This window comes from Streptomyces olivaceoviridis (genome assembly GCF_014650115.1).
GTDB classification, from domain to species: Bacteria; Actinomycetota; Actinomycetes; order Streptomycetales; family Streptomycetaceae; genus Streptomyces; species Streptomyces olivaceoviridis.
This window is the reverse complement of record NZ_BMUI01000006.1, coordinates 291,957-311,650: the sequence shown is the minus strand read 5'-3', so window position 1 is coordinate 311,650 and position 19,694 is coordinate 291,957. Positions and strand designations below refer to the sequence as shown.

21 protein-coding genes are annotated in these 19,694 nt (G+C 73.9%); 12 read left to right on the top strand and 9 right to left on the bottom strand.

Annotated features, from left to right (window positions below; all coding sequences use genetic code 11):
• Positions 1–6: 6 nt before the first annotated feature.
• Together IE273_RS14720 and IE273_RS14715 are read right to left on the bottom strand one after the other, a co-directional pair.
• A complete protein-coding gene (locus tag IE273_RS14720) occupies positions 7–405 on the bottom strand; it encodes a VOC family protein (RefSeq protein WP_189815610.1) in 399 nt (132 codons plus the stop codon).
• Positions 406–417: 12 nt separating this feature from the next.
• Positions 418–1,053: a TIGR03085 family metal-binding protein gene (locus IE273_RS14715; protein ID WP_189815609.1), complete on the bottom strand. Its 636-nt coding sequence runs from the start codon at positions 1,051–1,053 to the stop codon at positions 418–420.
• A 118-nt stretch (positions 1,054–1,171) separates the two neighbouring features.
• Here IE273_RS14715 and hisI point away from each other — a divergent pair, with 118 nt between their 5' ends.
• The 11 genes from hisI to lgt all read left to right on the top strand — a co-directional run bounded on the left by hisI (position 1,172) and on the right by lgt (position 10,106).
• Positions 1,172–1,573, top strand: a complete 402-nt coding sequence (gene hisI / locus IE273_RS14710) for a phosphoribosyl-AMP cyclohydrolase (protein ID WP_014672124.1) — start codon at positions 1,172–1,174, stop codon at positions 1,571–1,573.
• A gap of 11 nt (positions 1,574–1,584) precedes the next feature.
• Positions 1,585–3,063, top strand: coding sequence for an anthranilate synthase component I (locus tag IE273_RS14705; RefSeq protein ID WP_189815608.1), 1,479 nt, complete (start codon positions 1,585–1,587; stop codon positions 3,061–3,063).
• A 72-nt stretch (positions 3,064–3,135) separates the two neighbouring features.
• Positions 3,136–3,774 (top strand): TIGR02234 family membrane protein, encoded by a 639-nt coding sequence (locus IE273_RS14700; protein WP_103815173.1) that lies wholly within the window; start codon positions 3,136–3,138, stop codon positions 3,772–3,774.
• Positions 3,775–3,933: 159 nt separating this feature from the next.
• Positions 3,934–4,191: an HGxxPAAW family protein gene (locus IE273_RS14695; protein WP_189815607.1), complete on the top strand. Its 258-nt coding sequence runs from the start codon at positions 3,934–3,936 to the stop codon at positions 4,189–4,191.
• A gap of 148 nt (positions 4,192–4,339) precedes the next feature.
• Entirely contained in the window at positions 4,340–4,783 is a 444-nt protein-coding gene (locus tag IE273_RS14690) for a DUF2752 domain-containing protein (protein ID WP_189815606.1), read from the top strand.
• 133 nt (positions 4,784–4,916) lie between these two features.
• Complete coding sequence (gene trpC / locus IE273_RS14685; protein WP_014672119.1) at positions 4,917–5,726, top strand: indole-3-glycerol phosphate synthase TrpC; 810 nt, start codon at positions 4,917–4,919, stop codon at positions 5,724–5,726.
• 20 nt (positions 5,727–5,746) lie between these two features.
• Positions 5,747–5,935, top strand: a complete 189-nt coding sequence (trpM, locus tag IE273_RS45120) for a tryptophan biosynthesis modulator TrpM (protein WP_189883883.1) — start codon at positions 5,747–5,749, stop codon at positions 5,933–5,935.
• Between the two features lie 115 nt (positions 5,936–6,050).
• Entirely contained in the window at positions 6,051–7,334 is a 1,284-nt protein-coding gene (gene trpB, locus IE273_RS14680; protein WP_189815605.1) for a tryptophan synthase subunit beta, read from the top strand.
• A complete protein-coding gene (gene trpA / locus IE273_RS14675) occupies positions 7,331–8,149 on the top strand; it encodes a tryptophan synthase subunit alpha (RefSeq protein ID WP_189815604.1) in 819 nt (272 codons plus the stop codon). The genes trpB and trpA overlap by 4 nt, the downstream gene beginning before the upstream one ends.
• A gap of 111 nt (positions 8,150–8,260) precedes the next feature.
• A complete protein-coding gene (locus tag IE273_RS14670) occupies positions 8,261–9,034 on the top strand; it encodes a DsbA family protein (RefSeq protein WP_189815603.1) in 774 nt (257 codons plus the stop codon).
• A 91-nt stretch (positions 9,035–9,125) separates the two neighbouring features.
• A complete protein-coding gene (gene lgt, locus IE273_RS14665; protein ID WP_189815602.1) occupies positions 9,126–10,106 on the top strand; it encodes a prolipoprotein diacylglyceryl transferase in 981 nt (326 codons plus the stop codon).
• A 65-nt stretch (positions 10,107–10,171) separates the two neighbouring features.
• On the opposite strand, the gene IE273_RS14660 is transcribed toward lgt, so the two are convergent.
• Genes IE273_RS14660 through IE273_RS43505 form a run of 7 tightly spaced genes read right to left on the bottom strand, consistent with a single transcriptional unit; the run spans position 10,172 to position 18,397 of the window.
• Positions 10,172–10,984, bottom strand: coding sequence for an HpcH/HpaI aldolase/citrate lyase family protein (locus IE273_RS14660; RefSeq protein ID WP_189815601.1), 813 nt, complete (start codon positions 10,982–10,984; stop codon positions 10,172–10,174).
• Positions 10,981–12,240 (bottom strand): CaiB/BaiF CoA transferase family protein, encoded by a 1,260-nt coding sequence (locus IE273_RS14655; RefSeq protein WP_268257505.1) that lies wholly within the window; start codon positions 12,238–12,240, stop codon positions 10,981–10,983. The genes IE273_RS14660 and IE273_RS14655 overlap by 4 nt, the downstream gene beginning before the upstream one ends.
• Positions 12,237–13,130 carry a ribokinase gene (rbsK, locus tag IE273_RS14650; RefSeq protein WP_189815600.1) on the bottom strand — a complete coding sequence of 298 codons (894 nt, stop codon included), beginning with the start codon at positions 13,128–13,130 and terminating at the stop codon, positions 12,237–12,239. Before rbsK ends, IE273_RS14655 begins: the two co-directional genes overlap by 4 nt.
• Positions 13,127–14,488 (bottom strand): ADP-ribosylglycohydrolase family protein, encoded by a 1,362-nt coding sequence (locus IE273_RS14645; RefSeq protein WP_189815599.1) that lies wholly within the window; start codon positions 14,486–14,488, stop codon positions 13,127–13,129. The genes rbsK and IE273_RS14645 overlap by 4 nt, the downstream gene beginning before the upstream one ends.
• Entirely contained in the window at positions 14,476–15,660 is a 1,185-nt protein-coding gene (locus IE273_RS14640) for an ADP-ribosylglycohydrolase family protein (protein ID WP_189815598.1), read from the bottom strand. The genes IE273_RS14645 and IE273_RS14640 overlap by 13 nt, the downstream gene beginning before the upstream one ends.
• 8 nt (positions 15,661–15,668) lie before the next feature.
• Entirely contained in the window at positions 15,669–16,787 is a 1,119-nt protein-coding gene (locus IE273_RS14635) for an ADP-ribosylglycohydrolase family protein (protein WP_189815597.1), read from the bottom strand.
• Entirely contained in the window at positions 16,784–18,397 is a 1,614-nt protein-coding gene (locus IE273_RS43505; RefSeq protein ID WP_229887232.1) for an ADP-ribosylglycohydrolase family protein, read from the bottom strand. The genes IE273_RS14635 and IE273_RS43505 overlap by 4 nt, the downstream gene beginning before the upstream one ends.
• Positions 18,398–18,659: 262 nt before the next feature.
• Here IE273_RS43505 and IE273_RS14625 point away from each other — a divergent pair, with 262 nt between their 5' ends.
• The gene (locus IE273_RS14625; protein WP_189815596.1) at positions 18,660–19,391 is read left to right on the top strand and encodes a VIT1/CCC1 transporter family protein; all 732 of its coding nucleotides are present in this window, start codon (positions 18,660–18,662) and stop codon (positions 19,389–19,391) included.
• The last annotated feature ends 303 nt before the right edge of the window (positions 19,392–19,694 follow it).

Sequence of the window (19,694 nt, the reverse complement as noted above, 5' to 3'; positions counted from 1 at the left end):
CGCCGTTCACTCCTTGGGCTGAACCAGCTGCACCAGATTGCCCACCGTGTCGTCGAACACCGCCGCGATGACCGGCCCCTGCTCCCGCGGGGGATGCGTGAACCGGACACCGAGGCCGCGCAGCCGGTCGTACTCCGCTCCCAGGTCGTCCACGGAGAAGACGATGCACGGCAGCCCCGCCTCGTACAGCGCCCTGCGGTACGGCTCCGCGATCGGTCCCTGGCCGGGCTCCAGCAGCAGCTGGAGATCCGGCTGGGCGCCCTCCCGCGCCCCGACCGTCACGAAGAGCGTGCCGTCGCCGAGGTCCATGTGCGCACGGGTCTCGAAGCCGAGGACGTCGGTGTAGAAGGCGTGCGCCGTCGCCACGTCGTCGACGTAGACGCCGGTCATCGCCACCTTGATCACGGCCCGGCCCTCTCAGATGCCCAGCTGCCCGGTCTCGTGCAGCCTGGCGATCGCCTCCGTGTCGCCGTCCAGCTCCACCTTGGCCGCGCGCTGCCGGCCGAACGCGAACATCAGCAGCTCCGACGGCTCACCGGTCGCCGTGACCACCGGGGTGCCCCGGTGCGCCACCGCCGTCTGGCCGTTCGGGCGGCGCAGCACCAGACCCGTCGGCGCGCCCCGGCCCATCAGCCGCGCGGCGCGTTCGAGGCGGGACCACAGCGCGTCCTGGAAGACCGGGTCCAGCTCGCGCGGGCTCCAGTCCGGCTGGGCGCGGCGGACGTCCTCCGTGTGGACGTAGAACTCCACGATGTTGGCCGCCTCGTCGACCTGCTTGAGCTGGAAGGGCGAGAAGCGCGGCGGGCCGGTACGGATCAGCTGGATCAGCTCCTCGTACGGCTTCGCCGTGTACTCGGCCGTCACCTTCTCCAGACGCGGCGCGAGCTGCTTGATCAGCGCGCCCCCCGCCGCGTCCGGGCGGCGCTCGCGCACGACCACGTGCGCGGCCAGGTCCCGGGTCCGCCAGCCCTCGCAGAGGGTCTCGGCGTCCGGCCCGACGGTTTCCAAGAGGTCGGCGAGGAGGAGCCGTTCACGCTTGGCGAAGGTCGACATGGTGTCAGCCTACGACCACGTAACAGGTCCGCCCACCCGTGGAGTCGCTCCGCGCCGCCGTGACCATTTCGTGGACGGCCGCGTCCCGCTGTCGGTCCCGCGCGGCACAATGTGACCCATGACCAGTACGACCGGTGCCCCCCGGCCCAGCAGCCTCGACCCGGAGATCGTCGCGCGGCTCAAGCGCAGCGCCGACGGGCTCGTCCCCGCCATCGCCCAGCAGTACGACACCGGCGAGGTGCTCATGCTCGGCTGGATGGACGACGAGGCGCTGCACCGGACGCTGACCACCGGCCGCTGCACCTACTGGTCGCGCAGCCGCCAGGAGTACTGGGTCAAGGGCGACACCTCCGGCCACGTCCAGTGGGTGAAGTCGGTCGCGCTGGACTGCGACGCCGACACCCTGCTGGTCAAGGTCGACCAGGTCGGCGCCGCCTGCCACACCGGGGCCCGCACCTGCTTCGACGCGGACGTGCTCCTCAAGGACGCCGGTTCCGGCGTACCCGGATCCGGTCAGTAAGGTCAGCGGCCATGGAACTGGAGACCTTCCGCAAGCTGGCCACCGACCGGCGCGTCATCCCGGTCACGCGCAAGCTGCTCGCCGACGGCGACACCCCGGTCGCGCTGTACCGCAAGCTCGCCGCCGAGCGCCCCGGCACCTTCCTGCTGGAGTCCGCGGAGAACGGCCGTTCCTGGTCCCGTTACTCCTTCGTCGGCGTCCGCAGCGCCGCCACGCTCACCGCGCGGGACGGACAGGCCCACTGGCTCGGCACCCCGCCCGTCGGCGTCCCCACCGACGGCGACCCCCTCGCGGCCCTGCGCGCCACCCTCCAGGCCCTGCACACCCCGCACCAGGAGGGCCTGCCGCCCTTCACCGGCGGCATGGTCGGCTACCTGGGCTACGACATCGTCCGCCGCCTGGAGAAGATCGGCCCCGGCGAGCGCGACGACCTGAGGCTGCCCGAACTGACCATGCTGCTGACCAGCGACCTCGCGGTGATGGACCACTGGGAGGGCTCGGTCCTGCTGATCGCCAACGCGATCAACCACAACGACCTCGACACCGGCGTCGACGAGGCGTACGCGGACGCCGTCGCCCGCCTCGACGCCATGGAGGCCGACCTCACCCGCCCGGTCGCCCAGCCCCCGGCCCACCTGCCGCCCTCCGAGCTCCCCGAGTACACCGCCCGCTGGGGCGGCCCCGACTTCCAGCGGGCCGTCGAGGACGTCAAGGAGCGCATCCGCGCGGGCGAGGCCTTCCAGGTCGTGCCCTCCCAGCGCTTCGAGACCCCGTGCACGGCCGGCGCCCTGGACGTCTACCGGGTCCTGCGGGCCACCAACCCCTCGCCGTACATGTACCTCTTCCGCTTCGACGGGTTCGACGTCGTCGGCTCCTCCCCGGAAGCGCTGGTGAAGGTCGAGGACGGACGCGCGATGGTCCACCCCATCGCCGGCACCCGGCACCGCGGGGCCACCCCGCAGGAGGACCAGGCCCTCGCCGAGGAACTCCTCGCCGACCCCAAGGAACGCGCCGAGCACCTGATGCTGGTCGACCTCGGCCGCAACGACCTCGGCCGGGTCTGCGAGCCCGGCTCGGTCGAGGTGGTCGACTTCATGTCCGTCGAGCGCTACTCGCACGTGATGCACATCGTCTCGACCGTCACCGGCACCGTCGCCCCCGGCCGCACGGCCTTCGACGTGCTCACCGCCTGCTTCCCGGCCGGCACCCTCTCCGGCGCCCCCAAGCCCCGCGCGATGCAGATCATCGACGAACTGGAGCCGTCCCGGCGCGGCCTGTACGGCGGCTGCGTCGGCTACCTGGACTTCGCCGGCGACTCCGACACCGCGATCGCCATCCGTACGGCCCTGCTCCGCGACGGCACGGCCTACGTCCAGGCCGGCGCCGGCATCGTCGCCGACTCCGACCCGGTCGCGGAGGACCAGGAGTGCCGCAACAAGGCGGCGGCGGTGCTGCGGGCCGTGCACACCGCCAACCGGTTGGGCGCGTAGGGCATTCCGCTCGCGCATAGGGCGCTTCTCATACGAACCCCGGGTGACGGCTCACCCGGGGTTCAGGCGATAGTGGAGTACGTGACTGCCGTACCTGACCCCCGTTCCCAAGCCGCCGCGTCCGCCCGGTCCGGCCGGCGGAGCCTCGCCGTGGCCCTCCTGTGCGGTGCGCTCGGCGCGGCCGTGGCGCTGCTCGCGACCCGGCAGCGCTGGGCGGAGGGCACCGCGACGGTGGCCGGCGGCGCGTTCCCGCTGACCGCCAAGGGCAGCGACGTCACGGGCGTCCCCGCGGCCCTCGCCATAGTGGGCCTCGCCGCGCTCGTCGCCGTCTTCGCCGTCCGCAGGGCCGGCCGGTTCCTCGTCTCCGGGCTGCTCGCGCTGTCCGGCGCCGGGATCGCCGCCGCGGCCCTCGTGTCCGCCTCCGACAGCTCCGCGCTGGACGAGCAGGCCGCCAAGGCGAGCGGCGACACCTCCGCCACGGTCGACGCGCTCACCCACACCGGCTGGCCGTATGTCGCCGCCGCCGGCGGCGTGCTGCTCCTGCTCGCCGGACTGCTCGCCCTGCGCTACGGCCGTCTGTGGCCCGCCATGTCCGGCCGCTACGAGCGCGGCACCGCCCGCCCGCGGCGCACGGCCCGGCCGGTCGATCCGGAGCGGCCCGAGGAGATCTGGAAGGCGCTGGACCGGGGCGAGGACCCGACGGGCGCCTGAATCCGCGGGGCGCGCCCGGAGCCCGCATCCGGAGCGGGGACCCAGGTGTGGTGAAACAGACGCCACCCCCGCGTCGGGCACGCGTGCGCGTACGGGACAATGGAGGGCGAGCGTCCGGCTCGGACAGTACGACACGTACACAGCAACGAGGAGCAAGTCATGGCGGGCAGCAGCCACGGTCACACCCCGGCCGCCTGGACCGGTGTCATCATCGCCTTCATCGGTTTCTGCGTCGCGGGCGCCTTCATGGTGATGGCCCAGCCCGTCGGCTTCTGGGCCGGCATGGCCCTCACGCTCCTCGGCGGTGTGGTCGGCGCCATCATGCGCGCCATGGGTCTGGGGCAGCCGAAGGAGTCCCGTACGCTGCCGCACACCGCGCCCGCGGCCACGCGGGAGCCGGCCGCGGCCGAGAGCTGAGCCCAGGGTTTCCGCGAAGGGCGGCCGGCACCCGGTGCCGGCCGCCCTTCGCGTGGGAGCCGGCGATGCCGCCGACCGGGGCCGCGAGCGGGCACGCCGACGGGCGGCGGGGGAGAATGCCCGCGTGAACGCCCCCGCGGATGCCCCCGTGAACGCCCCTGTGGATGCCTCCGGCCGCCCGGTGCCGGGGCCCGCCCCCCTCTGGCGGCGGGTCGCCGTCCCCGCGGGGCTGTTCGCGGCCGTCGGCGGGGCCTTCGCCTACGTCGGTGTCGTCGATCCGGGTGAACCCGGGCACTACCCCGTCTGCCCCCTGTACCGGCTCACCGGTCTGTACTGCCCCGGCTGCGGCGGGCTGCGCAGTGCGCATGCCTTCGTGCACGGCGACCTCCTCGCCGCCCTGCGCGACAACGCGCCGGCCGTGGCCGCCTATCTGGGCTTCGCCGTGCTGTGGTCCGTGTGGGTGGTCCGCGCGGCACGCGGCAGGCCGCCGCGGATCGACGTCGGACCGGCGCCGCTGTGGGCGGCCGGCGTCCTGCTGCTGGTGTTCACCGTCGTCCGGAACCTGCCGTTCGGTGGCTGGCTCCACCCTTGATCAACAGCGAATGTCCAGGTAGTGGGACCGCCTGCCACCGGATGCGAGGCCTCGGCGCTCCTGCGGATACCATCGGTTTGACCACGGGTTTTCAGAACCTGAAGGAACCACCGTCTGGAAGGGGGCCGCTCGCGTGAGTGTGCTCGACGAGATCATCGACGGAGTCCGTGCCGACCTCGCGGAGCGGCAGGCACGCGTCACCCTCGACGAGCTCAAGGAGCGCGCGGCCAAGGCCCACGCCGCCAAGGACGGGGTGGCCGCGCTCAAGGGCGACGGCGTCAAGGTGATCTGCGAGGTGAAGCGCTCCAGCCCCTCCAAGGGCGCGCTGGCCGCCATCGCCGACCCCGCCGGACTCGCCGCGGACTACGAAGCGGGCGGCGCGGCCGTCATCTCCGTCCTCACCGAACAGCGCCGTTTCGGCGGTTCGCTCGCCGACCTGGAGGCGGTGCGCGCGCGGGTCGACATCCCCGTCCTGCGCAAGGACTTCATCGTCACGTCGTACCAGCTCTGGGAGGCCCGGGCGTACGGCGCCGACCTCGCGCTGCTGATCGTGGCCGCCCTGGACCAGCCGGCCCTGGAGTCGCTGATCGAGCGGGCGGTGTCCATCGGCCTGACCCCCCTGGTCGAGGTGCACGACGAGGACGAGGTCGAGCGGGCGGTGGACGCGGGCGCCAAGGTCATCGGCGTCAACGCGCGCAACCTGAAGACGCTGGAGGTGGACCGCGGCACGTTCGAGCGGGTCGCCCCGGAGATCCCGGACACCATCGTGAAGGTCGCCGAGTCCGGCGTCCGCGGCCCGCACGACCTGATCGCGTACGCCAACGCCGGCGCCGACGCGGTGCTGGTCGGCGAGTCCCTGGTGACCGGCCGCGACCCCAAGGCCGCGGTGGCCGACCTGGTGGCGGCGGGCGAACACCCGGCCCTGCGGCACGGGCGCGGCTGATCCCGCTAGGCTTGGCAGCGATGACTCCCACCGTGACGACCGTGGACCGGCACGCGCGCCTGGCGCGCGGCTGCCGTCCGCGTGGCTGCCGGGCGCCCGCGCGGCGCGTGCACGGCCGTCGCGTCCGGTACGTCATCGGCGACGAACCCGGGCAGGTCAACGGACGCCGATGGCAGCGCGCCCCGAAGGGGCGCGGGACTCCTGTCTGACATGCGGCTGCCGCCGCGTGTGCGCGAGCAACCACACCCGGCCTGAGGCCGCACGACTGGCCCCGCCCCCACGGCGATCAGTGTTGTCCCACCGCACTCACCGTGAGGTTTCCGCATGCCCAGCGAGTTCTTCATCCCTGACCCCAGCGGCCAGGTGCCCAGCGCCGAGGGCTACTTCGGCGCGTTCGGCGGCAAGTTCATCCCGGAGGCCCTCGTCGCCGCCGTGGACGAGGTAGCCGTCGAGTACGACAAGGCCAAGCACGACCCCGAGTTCGCCCGTGAGCTCGACGACCTGCTCGTCCACTACACCGGCCGTCCGTCGGCGCTCACCGAGGTGCCCCGTTTCGCCGAACACGCCGGTGGCGCCCGTGTGTTCCTCAAGCGCGAGGACCTCAACCACACCGGCTCCCACAAGATCAACAACGTGCTCGGCCAGGCCCTGCTCACCAAGCGCATGGGCAAGACCCGGGTCATCGCCGAGACCGGCGCCGGCCAGCACGGTGTCGCGACGGCCACCGCCTGCGCGCTGTTCGGCCTCGACTGCACCATCTACATGGGCGAGGTCGACACCAGGCGCCAGGCCCTCAACGTGGCCCGTATGCGTATGCTCGGCGCCGAGGTCGTCGCCGTGAAGTCCGGCAGCCGCACCCTCAAGGACGCCATCAACGAGGCGTTCCGGGACTGGGTCGCCAACGTCGACCGCACCCACTACCTCTTCGGCACGGTCGCCGGCCCGCACCCGTTCCCGGCCATGGTCCGCGACTTCCACCGGGTGATCGGGGTGGAGGTACGGCGTCAGCTCCTGGAGCGCGCCGGCCGTCTCCCCGACGCGGCCGTCGCCTGTGTCGGCGGCGGCTCCAACGCCATCGGCCTCTTCCACGCCTTCATCCCCGACGAGAGCGTCCGCCTCATCGGCTGCGAGCCGGCCGGCCACGGCGTCGCGACCGGCGAGCACGCGGCCACCCTCACCGCCGGCGAGCCCGGCATCCTGCACGGCTCCCGGTCGTACGTCCTCCAGGACGACGAGGGCCAGATCACCGAGCCGTACTCGATCTCGGCCGGCCTGGACTACCCGGGTGTCGGTCCGGAGCACTCCTACCTCCGCGACTCCGGCCGCGGCGAGTACCGCGCGGTCACCGACGACGCCGCCATGCAGGCCCTGCGCCTGCTGTCGCGCACCGAGGGCATCATCCCGGCCATCGAGAGCGCCCACGCGCTGGCCGGCGCCCTGGAGGTCGGCAAGGAGCTGGGCAAGGACGGCCTGATCGTGGTCAACCTGTCCGGCCGCGGCGACAAGGACATGGACACCGCCGCCCGCTACTTCGGCCTCTACGACACCGACGCCGAGGTGGCCGCCAACGAAGCCGACACCGCCGAGATCGAGGGGGACGCCAAGTGAGCGGGAACGCACAGCTGCTGAACGACACCCTCGCCGCCGCCAAGGCCGAGGGCCGCTCCGCGCTCATCGCCTACCTCCCGGCCGGTTTCCCGACCGTGGACGGCGGCATCGAGGCGATCAAGGCCGTCTTCGCCGGGGGCGCCGACGTGGTCGAGGTCGGGCTGCCGCACAGCGACCCGGTGCTCGACGGCCCGGTCATCCAGACCGCCGACGACATCGCCCTGCGGGGCGGAGTGAGGATCGCCGACGTCATGCGCACGGTCCGGGAGGCCCACGAGGCCACCGGGAAGCCGGTGCTCGTCATGACGTACTGGAACCCCATCGACCGCTACGGCGTGGAGCGGTTCACCGCCGAGCTGGCCGAGGCGGGCGGCGCGGGCTGCATCCTGCCCGACCTGCCCGTGCAGGAGTCGGCGCTGTGGCGGGAGCACGCCGAGAAGCACGGCCTCGCCACGGTCTTCGTCGTGGCGCCGAGCAGCAAGGACGAGCGGCTCGCCCAGATCACCGCGGCGGGCAGCGGCTTCGTGTACGCCGCCTCCCTCATGGGCGTCACCGGCACCCGGGAGTCCGTCGGTACGCAGGCCCAGGACCTGGTCCGGCGCACCCGCGCCACCGGCACCGACCTGCCCGTCTGTGTCGGGCTCGGCGTCTCCAACCGGGCCCAGGCCGCCGAGGTCGCCGGCTTCGCCGACGGCGTGATCGTCGGTTCGGCGTTCGTGAAGCGGATGCTGGACGCCCCTGACCACGCCTCCGGCCTCGCGGCGGTCCGCGAGCTGGCCGGTGAGCTGGCGAAAGGCGTGCGCGGACAGGCGTGACGGGCGGGAGCGACCGTCGGCGGACATCCCGCACCGGATGATGCGGTCACTCGAACGGGTGGACCTCGGACCGGGGAGGCGCGCTGCGCCTCCCCGGTTCGTTCTGGGGGTGTGAGCGAGAAGAACCGTGACGGAAAGCGCACCGCCCGGGAACGGCTGGCGGTCGAGCGCGAGAAGCAGAAGGCCACGGAGAAGCGACGGCGCGCGCTGATCGTGGGGGCGAGCGTCGTCTGCGTCCTGGGGCTGGCGGCGGTGATCGGCGTGGTCGCCGCGAACTCCGGCAAGCACAAGGGCAGCAGCGCGGGCCCGGCTGTGGCGCCGTCGGGGGCGCAGGGCAAGGACGGCCTCGCGATCCCGGTCGGCAAGGACGGCGCCAAGTCGACGCTCACCGTGTGGGAGGACTTCCGCTGCCCGGCCTGCCAGGCCTTCGAGGTGGCGTACCGGCCGACCCTCCATGAACTGACCGACGCCGGCAAGCTCAGAATCGAGTACCACCTCGTCCGGCTGATCGACGGCAACCTCGGCGGCAGCGGCTCGCTGCGCGCCGCCAACGCCGCGGCCTGCGCCCAGGACGCCGGGAAGTTCCGCGAATTCCACGACGTGCTGTACGCGAACCAGCCGAAGGAGACCGACGACGCCTTCGCGAGCAACGACAAGCTGATCGAGCTGGCCGGCAAGGTGAAGGGCCTGGGCACGCCCGCCTTCCGCAAGTGCGTCCAGGACGGCACGCACGACAGCTGGGTGGAGAGGTCCAACCAGGCGTTCCACTCCGGCGGCCTCACCGGTACGCCCACGGTGCTGCTCGGCGGCAAGAACATCTACCAGGACCAGACGATGACCCCGGCCAAGCTCAAGCAACTCGTGGAGGCGGCCGACCGGGGGTAAGCGTTTCTCACGCCCCCGTTATGGACCCGTAGCCGGGATGCTTGCCGTCCCCATGGCCCGGCACGGTAGCGTCGGACTTGCCATGAACCCCATGAACCTTGCCTACATCCCCAGCCCGTCGCACGGGGTGCAGTACCTCGGCCCCATCCCGCTGCGCGCCTACGCCTTCTGCATCATCATCGGCGTCTTCGTTGCCGTCTGGTTCGGCAACAGGCGCTGGATCGCCCGCGGCGGGCAGTCCGGCACGGTCGCGGACATCGCCGTCTGGGCCGTGCCCTTCGGCCTGGTCGGCGGCCGGCTCTACCACGTGATCACGGACTACGAGCTGTACTTCAGCGAGGGCCGTGACTGGGTGGACGCCTTCAAGGTGTGGGAGGGCGGCCTGGGCATCTGGGGCGCCATCGCGCTCGGCGCGCTCGGCGCGTGGATCGGCGCCCGGCGCCGGGGCGTCCCGATGCCCGCGTACGCCGACGCCGTCGCGCCCGGCATCGCCTTCGCGCAGGCCATCGGCCGCTGGGGCAACTGGTTCAACCAGGAGCTGTACGGCCGCGAGACCCATCTGCCCTGGGCGCTGCACATCACCTCCTCCGAGGGCGGCCGGGTGCCGGGGTACTACCACCCGACCTTCCTCTACGAGTCCCTGTGGTGCGTCGGGGTGGGCCTGCTGGTCATCTGGGCGGACCGCCGCTTCAAGCTGGGGCACGGCCGGGCGTTCGCCCTGTACGTCGCCGCGTACTGCGTGGGCCGGGGCTGGATCGAGTACATGCGGGTGGACGACGCCCACCACATCCTGGGCCTCCGTCTGAACGACTGGACCGCGCTGCTCGTCTTCCTGCTGGCGGTGGCGTACATCGTGGTGTCGTCGAAGAAGCGGCCGGGACGGGAAGCCGTGGTCGAGCCGGGGTTCTCCGACGGTCCGGTCAAGGACACCGGGGCTGTCAAGGACACGGAAGCCGTCGAGGACACGAAGGCCGTCGAGGACACGAAGGCCGTCGAGGACACGAAGGCCGACGCCGAGGACGACGCCGGCGCCCAGGGCGAGGAGAAGGCGGCTCCGGCCGAGAAGAGCTGACCGTTCGTGGTACGACACCGAGGGCGCCCGGAGTTCTTCCGGGCGCCCTCGGTGTGTGCGGAGGGTCAGCTCCGGGCAGCCAGCGACAGGGTCCGCCGCGCCATCGCCACCACCGCCGCGTCGATGAAGCGGCCGTCCGGGAGGGCCTGGGCGCCCTCGTTCGCCGAGGCCGCTTTGATGACCGTCTCCGCGTGTTCGGTCTCCGCCTCCGTGGGCAGGTAGGCCCGCTCGATCACCGGCAACTGGCGCGGGTGGATCGCGGCGCGGCCCAGGAACCCGAGAGCCCGGCCGTGGGCGCAGGAGGCCGCCAGGCCGTCCAGGTCACGGATGTCCGGGTAGACCGTCTGGGACGGCGGGGCCAGGCCCGCCGCGCGGGCGGCGACGATCACCCGTGAGCGCGGCCAGTCCAGGCCCGCGTCGGCCCGCACCCCGAGGTCGGCGCGGAGGTCGGCCTCGCCCAGGGCGATGCCCCGCAGGGCGGGGTGGGCGGTGGCGATGGCGTAGGCGTGCTCGATGCCGAGGGCCGACTCCAGGAGCGCGTAGAGGGGGACCGGCGTGGCCACGGCGGCCTGCCGTACCTCGCCCGGGGCCGTCACCTTCGGCAGCCGTACGCCGGACAGGCCCGGCAGACCGGCCAGGGCGTGGAGGTCGGCGTCGGCCCAGGCGCCGTCCAGGGCGTTGACGCGCACGTGCACCGGGACCGGCTGGGGCTCCGTCAGGAGTTCCGCGGTGGCCGCGCGGGCGTACTCCTTGCGGTCCGGGGCGACCGCGTCCTCCAGGTCGACCACCACCACGTCGGCGCCCGCCACCAGGGCCTTGGCCACGACATGCGGGCGGTCGCCGGGGACGTAGAGCCAGGTGAGCGGGAACCGGGTCACAGGGCGCCCTCCGCGCGCAGCGCCGCGATGTCGGCCGGGGTGAGGCCGAGTTCGCTGAGCACGGCGTCGGTGTCGGCGCCGTGCGGGCGGCCGGCCCAGCGGATCCCGCCGGGCGTGGCGGAGAGCCGGAAGAGGACGTTCTGCATGCGCAGCGGGCCCAGCTCAGGGTCGTCGACGGTGGTGACCGTGTCCAGTGCCTGGTACTGGGGGTCCGCCAGGACGTCCCGGACGTCCTGCACCGGGGCCACCGCGGCCTCCGCCTCCTCGAAGGCCGCGAGCACCTCGGCGCGGGTACGGCCGGCGATCCAGGAGCCGACCGCCTCGTCCAGCACATCGGCGTGGGCGGCACGGTCCGCGCCGGTGGCGAACCACGGCTCCTCGATCAGCTCCGGGCGGCCCACCAGCCGTAGCACCCGTTCGGCGACCGACTGGGCGGAGGTGGAGACGGCGACCCAGGTGCCGTCAGCGGTGCGGTAGGTGTTGCGCGGGGCGTTGTTCGCGGACCGGTTGCCGGTGCGTTCCTGGACGTAGCCGAGCTGGTCGTACCAGGTGGCGTGGGGGCCGAGGACCGACAGGATCGGCTCGATGATCGCCATGTCGACCGTCTGTCCCGCGCCGGTGCGCTCGCGCGCGGCCAGTGCCGTCAGCACGGCGTAGGCGGTCGCCAGGCCGGCGATCGAGTCGGCGAGACCGAAGGGCGGCAGCGTCGGGGGCGCGTCCGGTTCGCCGGTGACCGCGGCGAAGCCGCTCATCGCCTCGGCGAGGGTGCCGAAGCCGGGGCGGTGCGCGCAGGGGCCGAACTGGCCGAAGGCGGTGACCCGGGCGAGGACCAGCCGGGGGTTGGCCGCGGACAGCTCCGGCCAGCCGAGGTCCCATTTCTCCAGGGTGCCGGGGCGGAAGTTCTCGATCACCACGTCGGCGGTGGCGGCGAGCCGCAGCAGGGTGGCCCGGCCGCCGGGTGCGGACAGGTCGAGGGTGATGGCCCGCTTGTTGCGGCCGAGCACCTTCCACCACAGGCCGACGCCGTCCTTGGCCGGGCCGTGGCCCCGGGACGGGTCGGGCCGCCGCGGGTGCTCCACCTTGATCACCTCGGCGCCGAAGTCACCGAGCAGCGTCGCGGCCATCGGCCCGGCGAAGAGGGTCGCGAGGTCCAGCACCCGCAGGCCGTCCAGGGCCGGGGTCGTCCGTGCCGTCGTGGCCGTCGTGGCCGTCGTAGTCGTCGTACGTGTCGTGCTCGTCGTGCTCGTCGTGTTCATGCGCTGTACTGGGCCTCGATCTCCGGGCGGTACGGCATCGACGCCGACGCGCCTTCCCGCTGGACGGAGATCGCCGCCGCGGCGGCTGCCCAGGACAGGGCCTCCCGTACCGGTTTCTCCTCGGCGAGGGCCACCGCGAGCGTGCCGACGAAGGTGTCGCCCGCGCCCGTGGAGTCCACGGCCCGCACGCGGGGCGCGGGGACGACGAGCGGTTCGGCGCCCCGGGCGAGGTACAGGCAGCCCGTGGCGCCCAGGGTGACCACGACCTCCGGCACCAGGTCCAGCAGGGCCGCCGCCGCCTCGCGCGGGTCGGTGCGGCCGGTGAGGGTGACCGCCTCGTACTCGTTCGGCACCAACAGGTCGACGGCGGCCAGGAGTTCGGGCGGCAGCGGCTGGACGGGGGACGGGGTGAGGACGGTACGGATGCCGTGCCGGCGGGCCGCCTGCGCGCCGGCGACGACCGCCGCCGGCGGGATCTCCAGTTGCAGCAGCAGGGCGTCGGCGGTGGCGATCACCCCCTCGTCGCCGGGGGAGAGGTGGTCGACCGTGCCGTTCGCGCCGGGGATGACGACGATCGCGTTGCCGCCCTCGTCGTCCACCACGATGTGCGCGGTGCCGGACGGGCCCTCGACCGTGCGCAGGAAGTCGGTGTCCACGCCGGAGTGTTCGAGGGTGTCGCGCAGCCGCGCGCCGAAGGCGTCGTTGCCGACCGCGCCGATCATCGAGACGGTGGCGCCGGCGCGGGCCGCGGCGATCGCCTGGTTGGCGCCCTTGCCGCCGGGGATCGTACGGAACTCCCGTCCCGTCACGGTCTCCCCGCGCTGCGGGGCCTTGCCGACATACGTGACGAGGTCCATGTTCGTGCTGCCGAGGACGGCGATGTGGGTCATGGTCGGGTCGCCTCCAGATGGGTGAGGTGGGCGAGGGTGTCGAAGCCGGTGCCGTCGAAGTCCGCGACGGTCGTGGCGAGCCGGTTCTTCAGCGGGGCCCGCCAGCGGTCGGGGAGCGCGCCGGGGGAGCCGGCGAGCAGGCCGGCGACGCTTCCGGCGGTGGCGCCGTTGGAATCGGTGTCCCAACCCCCCGACACCGCGCGGCAGACGGAACCCGTGAAGTCGCCGTCGGCGTGGGTGAGGGCGGCAACGGTCAAGGCGGTGTTGGGGAGGGCGTGGACCCAGTGGTGGGTGGGGCCGTAGACGGCGTGGAGTTCGTCCACGACGTCGTCGAAGTCGTCGGTGGCGGTCGCCAGTCGGACGGCGTGGTCGATCGCCTTCGCCAGGCGGGAGCGGGCCGGGACCACCGCGCGGCCGGTGCGCAGACAGGCGTGGACGCCGTGCGTGCCGGTGGCGGCCGTGGCGATGGTGGCGGCCGTGAACATCGCCGCGTAGACGCCGTTGGCGGTGTGGGTGAGGACCGCGTCGCGGTGGGCCTGCTCCGCGGCGGCGGCCGGGTCACCCGGGTTGCTCCAGCCGTGCATGTCGGCGCGGATCAGCGCGCCGATCCACTCGCGGAACGGGTTGCGGTGGCGGGCCGTGTGCGGGGGTTCGATGCCGGCGAGGAGGTTGCGGTGGGCGACGCGTTCGGCGGTGAAGGTACGGCCGGGCGGGAGTTCTTCGAGCCAGAGCCGGGCCACGTCGTCGGTGGTGAAGGTCCTCCCGTGGCGCTGGAGCAGCAGCAGGTTGAGCAGGGGGTAGTCGAGGTCGTCGTCCTGGGGCATGCCGTCGATGTTCTCGGCGAGCGAGGTGGGGGCCGAGCGGCGGTTCCAGGGGTGGGCGGCCAGCAGGTCGTCGGGGACTCCCCTGGCGGTGAACCAGGTGGTGAGGGGCCAGTTCCCGGTCGCCCGGGCGAGGGCGCGGATGCCGTCGAGCGGGAGTTTCTCCACCGGTTTGCCGAGGAGACAGCCGATGGCCCGCCCGAGCCAGGCGGCCTCCAGGGCGCGGGGGCCGGCAGCGGCGGCGGACCGTCCGGCGGGCCAGTCGGGGCACTGGGCCCTGATGCGGGCCAGGTCCGTGGGCTCGTCGTCGGCGAAGCGGCTGGGCAGATCGGCGAGTTCGTCCAGCAGGTCCTCCGCCAGCAGGCGCAGATAGCGGGACGCCCGGTGCGGGGACGCGCCCGCGCGCTCCGGGGCGTCCGGGCCGCCCGCCGCCCGCCAGCGCGCCTCGACCGCCTTCGGCTCGCGCCCGTCCAGGCGGGCCTGGCGCAGCTCGTGGCCCAGCAGGTCCTCCGGCTGGACCCAGGTCAGTCGGAGCACGGCCGGCCTCCGAGCGCGGTGAACGCCTCCTCGTGGGCGCGCCGGCGGCGGACGTCCCGGTCGAAGACCTCGCGCGTGACCTCGGTGAGCGTCCGGGCCGGCGCCCACAGGTCCAGGCGGCTGGCGTCGGCGACCGTCTTCGCCCACTCCTCGGGGGCGGGCGAGCCGAGCGCGCCCGCGAGGGCACCGGCCATCGTCGCGATCGAGTCGCAGTCACGGCCGTAGTTGACCGAGCCGAGCACGGCATGCCGGTAGTCGCCGCCGGAGACGACCAGCATGCCGAGCGCGACCGGGAGTTCCTCGATGGAGTGCAGCCGGGAGGGGCGGCGGGCGGCGAGGGAGGGGGCACGGTAGTCCGGCCCGACGGTGTCGTACGGCTCCACCGCCGCGCGCAGCGGACCGAGCGCCGACTCGAAGTCCCGGTGTCCGGAGGCGACTTCGCAGACCTTCTCGATCGCCGTACGGGTGCCGTCCTTGGCCAGGGTCAGGCAGGCGCCCACCACCGAGTCCGGGGTCGCGCCGGGGGCGGTGGCGGCGGCCACCGCAGCGGCGAACACACCGGCCGCCTCACGGCCGTACGACGACTGGTGCGCGCCCGCGATGTCCAGCGCCTCGGCGTACGCGGCGGCCGGGTTGGCCGCGTTGACCAGGCCGACCGGGGCCATGTACATCGCCGCGCCGCAGTTGACGATGTTGCCGGTGCCCGCTTCCCGGGGGTCGGCGTGGCCGTAGGCCAGCCGGGCCACCAGCCATTTCTCGGCGAGGAAGAGCCGGTGCAGCGGCAGTGCCTCGGCCTCCAGCTCGGGGATCCAGCGGGGGGTGGTCATCAGGTCCGGGACCAGGTGGTCGACGATCGCGTAGGCGTCGAGGTGGTCGCGGACGCGGTCGTAGACGCGGATGAGCGCGTGCGTCATCAAGGTGTCGTCGGTGACGTGGCCGTCGCCCTTGTGGTAGGGCGCGACGGGGCGGGCGGTGCGCCAGGCGTCACCGTGCCAGGGGCCGACGATGCCGCGCACGCGACCGCCGTGCCGCTCGGCGATCTGGTCGGGGGAGTAGCCCTCGACCGGGCCGCCGAGGGCGTCACCGACGGCGGCTCCCACCACGGCGGCGGTGACGCGGTCGGCGAGACCGTTCGGGCCGGGCCCGCTGATTCCTTCTTCTTTGGGCGTCATGCCCCGAATCATCCTCCTGGGCGGGCCGGTTGTGCGGCTTCCAGGAGTCCGGCGAGTTCCACCAGGTCGGTGCCGGTGAGACGGGGCAGGGTGCAGCCGGGCAGGACGCGGCAGGCGTCCCGCCAGGTCGCGGGGATGGCCGCGCCGCCGCCGAGGGCGCCGGTGAGCGCGCCGGCGAGGGCGGGCGCGGAGTCGGCGACCCGGGACAGGCAGGCGGCGGCCGGTACGGCCTCGGCGATCCGGCCCCGGGCGGCGGTGGCCAGGGCGAGGGCGACGGGGACGGTCTCCGCGGCGGCGATGCCGTAGCTGTAGACGTGGTCGACGATCTGGTGTTCCAGGAGGGGGACGAGGGCGAAGGCGGACCCGCTGTCCTCGGCCAGGGCGACGGCGTGGCGGGTGTTGCGGCCGATCTCGGTGTCCGCCGGGAGTTCGGCGAGCGCGGCGGTCACGCAGGTGCCGGTGTCCGCGTCGGCGAGGGCGAGGGAGAGGGCCGCCGCCATGGCCCGCGCGCCGTGCACGCCGTCCCCGTCCTGGGTGTAACGGGCGTCGAACTCGGCGAGCGCGGCGGCCTGTTGCGGGTCGCCGGGGTGGGCCACGGCGAGGACGCAGGCGCGGACGCAGGCCGCGTCGTCGAAGTAGTGCGGGTTGTCGTGGCCGGTGGCGGGCGGGCGCAGGCCGGTGGCGAGGTTGCCGAGGCCGGCGCGGACGGAGATGCGGGCGCGCAGCGGCAGTACGGCGGACTCGATCTCCGGGGCGCGGTCCGCCGCGGCGGCGACCTCGGAGGCCACGGCGGTCCAGGTGAGGTCGATGGCGGCGCGCATACGGCGGGCCCGGCTGAGGTCGCCGAGGACGTCGTCGGCGCCGGCGCGCAGGACCGTCTCCGCGGCGAACGCCGCCCACTCGGCGTCGTCGGAGGGGCCGAGGCGGAGGGGCTCGGGGGGCTGGTTGAGGGCGATCGGCACCGGGAGGGTGGTGGTGGCGTTCTGCTCGGCGAAGGTGTCCAGTTCCCGGGTGAGACGGCGGGTCCACTCGGGCATCCGGGCGGCGCGGTGCCGGGCGGCGGGCCAGCCGGCGGCGTCTCCCGCGGCGAGGCCGAGGAGGAGGCCCTCGATGCGGCGCGCTGTCATGGCCGACCCTCGCTGTCCGGTCGCCCGGCGAGGGGGCTCCGCCCGGTGCCCCCACGACCTTCGCTGTCGGGTCGCCCGGCGAGGGGGCTCCGCCCGGTGCCCCCACGACCTTCGCTGTCGGGTCGCCCGGCGAGGGGGCTCCGCCCGGTGCCCCAATGACCCTGGCTGTCGGGTCGCCCGGCATGCCCGGCACCCACCAGGGGGCTCCGCCCGCTGTCCGCTTGCCCGGCGTTGCGGTCCCCCACCAGGGGGCTCCGCCCCCCGGCCCCCTGATCCCCCGCCCATCCGCCACCCGACTCGGCCGGCTGAGCGGTGGGGGCATGGGGTGGTGCGTCTTCGGTGGGCTGGGCGGCGTCAGGTAGGGGGAGGAGTTCGGTCGGCTCCGTCCCGCTCTCGGCTGCTGCCCGCTCTCCCTGTGCCACGGACGCCGGCAGGACCGCGGCCAACGTTCCCGCCGGCTCCGCTGCGGTCACCCCTGGCATCCCCGCCGCTCCCGCTTCTGCGGTGCCCCCCTTGGCCGCGGCCCCCGGCAGGACCGCTGCCCATGCCACCGGTGCCTTCGCCGCGATCGTCCCCCGCTCCCCGGCCGCACCGGCCTCTCCCGTGCCCGTCCCCGCCGCCGTCACCAGGAGTTCCGCGATCTCCAGGACGTGGTGGCCGGTGATGGACGGCAGGCAGCGGCCCCGGGCCGGGCCGATCGCGGAGGACCAGTGGGGCGGGATGGCCGAGAGGCCCTGGGTGGCGCCGGAGAGGGCGCCCGCCACCGCCGCCGTCGTGTCCGCGTCGCGGCCCATGTTGACGGCCGTCAGGACCGCCTCCCGGAAGTCGCCGTCGGCCGCCGCGTACGCGCCGAAGGCGAGGGCGACCGCTTCCGGGGCCAGGTCGGTCCAGGGGTAGCCGCCGATGACGACCGCGGAGCGGACCGCGCGTTCCCCGCGATGCGCCACCGACACCGCGCGCCGCAGGGAACGGGCCGTCCAGGAGTCGTCCGGGATCACCGCGAGCGCGGCGGCGATCACCACCGCGACCGCCGCGCCGGTCATCGCCGCCGCCACGCCCGCCGCGACCGCCTGGCCGCCGTAGATGCCCTCGCCCTCGTGGCTGACGGAGCCGTCGATGGCCACCAGCCGGGCCGCTTCGGCGGGGCGCCCGGCGGCGAAGACCCCGAAGGGCGCCGCCCGCATCGCCAGCCCGTCGCTCCAGGCGTGCCGGTGCTGGGCCGAGATGGGGGCGGCGAGGCCACGGCGGAGGTTCTCCAGCGTGCCGCGCTCGCTGAAGCCCGCGCCGCGGAAGGGACCCTCCGCCCGGTCGGCGATCCACTCGTGCCAGGCCGCCTCGACATGCTCCGGGGTGAGCGCCGAGCCGTGCCGGGCCAGCAGCAGACCGGAGAAGATCGCGTACTCGGTGTCGTCGGTGCCGTACGGCTGCTCGCTGACGTACCCGGTGATCCGGCCCCAGCGGGCGCGGATCTCGGAGGGCCTGAGGTTCTCCGCCGGTGCGCCCAGCGCGTCCCCGACGGCCAGGCCCAGCAGCGCACCCCGGGCCCGCTCGCGCGGTCCGGCGGCGTCACCGGGCGCCGGGGCCGGGGGAGTGCAGGCGGTCGATGCCATGGGCGGCCTCCTTCGGCGGGCCCCACGGGACCCTTTGCGGATGTGTCCCACGGGAGGCGCCCGCGTGAGCCGGGGGAGGGGCTCTGTCACCCGGTCGGCATCTGAGCCAGCTCTGGCACATCTGAGCGGCCAACGGAGAAGTCGCAGGTTAGCCCAGCCTTTCCTTGCTGGCGCGGGCGAAATGATGAGCGTAAATTCCGTGTTGTCGAAAAGTAGAACTCGTCCAAAGTTAGCTTTGGCTTAGCTTCCCTGGGGGGCCCGGATGGCCATCATCGAAACCGAGGCCGCGCTGCACGAGGCGCACCGCGACAACCACACGCACCGCGATGTGAACGGCGGATGGCTGCGCCCCGCCGTCTTCGGTGCCATGGACGGTCTCGTCTCCAACCTCGCCCTGATGACGGGTGTGGCCGGCGGGTCCGTGACTCAGCACACCATCGTCATCACCGGTCTCGCGGGACTCGCCGCCGGCGCGTTCTCCATGGCCGCCGGCGAGTACACGTCCGTCGCCTCCCAGCGGGAACTCGTCGAGGCGGAACTCGACGTCGAGCGCCGTGAGCTGCGCAGGCACCCGCAGGACGAGGAGGACGAGCTGGCCGCGCTGTACGTGGCCCGCGGGGTCGAGCCGGGACTGGCCCGGCAGGTCGCCCAGCAGCTCTCCAAGGACCCGGAGCAGGCGCTGGAGATCCATGCCCGCGAGGAGCTGGGCATCGACCCCGGGGACCTGCCCTCGCCGCTGGTCGCCGCCGTCTCGTCCTTCGGCTCGTTCGCGCTCGGCGCCCTGCTGCCCGTGCTGCCGTACCTGCTCGGTGCGGCCGCGCTGTGGCCCGCCGTCCTGCTGGCCCTCGCCGGACTCTTCGCGTGCGGTGCCGTCGTGGCCAAGGTGACCGCGCGCAGCTGGTGGTTCAGCGGTCTGCGGCAGCTCGCGCTCGGTGGTGCGGCGGCCGGTGTGACGTACGCCCTGGGCACTCTGTTCGGAACGGCCGTAGGATAGCTCGACCGGTACCTATGCGATGGGCCGCATAAGTACCCGTTACTCGCTGGTTTCGAGTGCATGACCACCGGGCATGAGCCGTAAGCGCTGTGGGCAATGACGCCTGCCGTACCCCGCGGGGTGGGCGATGACGCTCGCTCCGGCCCCCTTCGGGCCGCCGGACGCCGATCCGACCGATCGTGTCCGCAACGGTCCCCCCCGTACACGTCGGCCGCCACCGCGCGGCCCCCGCCGTCACCGCACGGCACCGCCGTCCTGGCGCGGCATCACGCCGCCACCGCACGGCATCCGCCGCGTCCGCGC

What these genes read in the sequence shown, in the direction of transcription:
- lgt (WP_189815602.1), top strand. Translation starts at nt 9,126, where the DNA reads ATGAACCTTGCCTACATCCCCAGCCCGTCGCACGGGGTGCAGTACCTC.
- IE273_RS14655 (WP_268257505.1), bottom strand. Translation starts at nt 12,240, where the DNA reads ATGAACACGACGAGCACGACGAGCACGACACGTACGACGACTACGACG.
- IE273_RS43505 (WP_229887232.1), bottom strand. Translation starts at nt 18,397, where the DNA reads ATGGCATCGACCGCCTGCACTCCCCCGGCCCCGGCGCCCGGTGACGCC.
- IE273_RS14640 (WP_189815598.1), bottom strand. Translation starts at nt 15,660, where the DNA reads ATGACGCCCAAAGAAGAAGGAATCAGCGGGCCCGGCCCGAACGGTCTC.
- IE273_RS14705 (WP_189815608.1), top strand. Translation starts at nt 1,585, where the DNA reads ATGGAACTGGAGACCTTCCGCAAGCTGGCCACCGACCGGCGCGTCATC.
- trpM (WP_189883883.1), top strand. Translation starts at nt 5,747, where the DNA reads ATGACTCCCACCGTGACGACCGTGGACCGGCACGCGCGCCTGGCGCGC.
- rbsK (WP_189815600.1), bottom strand. Translation starts at nt 13,130, where the DNA reads ATGACCCACATCGCCGTCCTCGGCAGCACGAACATGGACCTCGTCACG.
- IE273_RS14635 (WP_189815597.1), bottom strand. Translation starts at nt 16,787, where the DNA reads ATGACAGCGCGCCGCATCGAGGGCCTCCTCCTCGGCCTCGCCGCGGGA.
- IE273_RS14695 (WP_189815607.1), top strand. Translation starts at nt 3,934, where the DNA reads ATGGCGGGCAGCAGCCACGGTCACACCCCGGCCGCCTGGACCGGTGTC.
- trpB (WP_189815605.1), top strand. Translation starts at nt 6,051, where the DNA reads ATGCCCAGCGAGTTCTTCATCCCTGACCCCAGCGGCCAGGTGCCCAGC.
- IE273_RS14715 (WP_189815609.1), bottom strand. Translation starts at nt 1,053, where the DNA reads ATGTCGACCTTCGCCAAGCGTGAACGGCTCCTCCTCGCCGACCTCTTG.
- IE273_RS14625 (WP_189815596.1), top strand. Translation starts at nt 18,660, where the DNA reads ATGGCCATCATCGAAACCGAGGCCGCGCTGCACGAGGCGCACCGCGAC.
- hisI (WP_014672124.1), top strand. Translation starts at nt 1,172, where the DNA reads ATGACCAGTACGACCGGTGCCCCCCGGCCCAGCAGCCTCGACCCGGAG.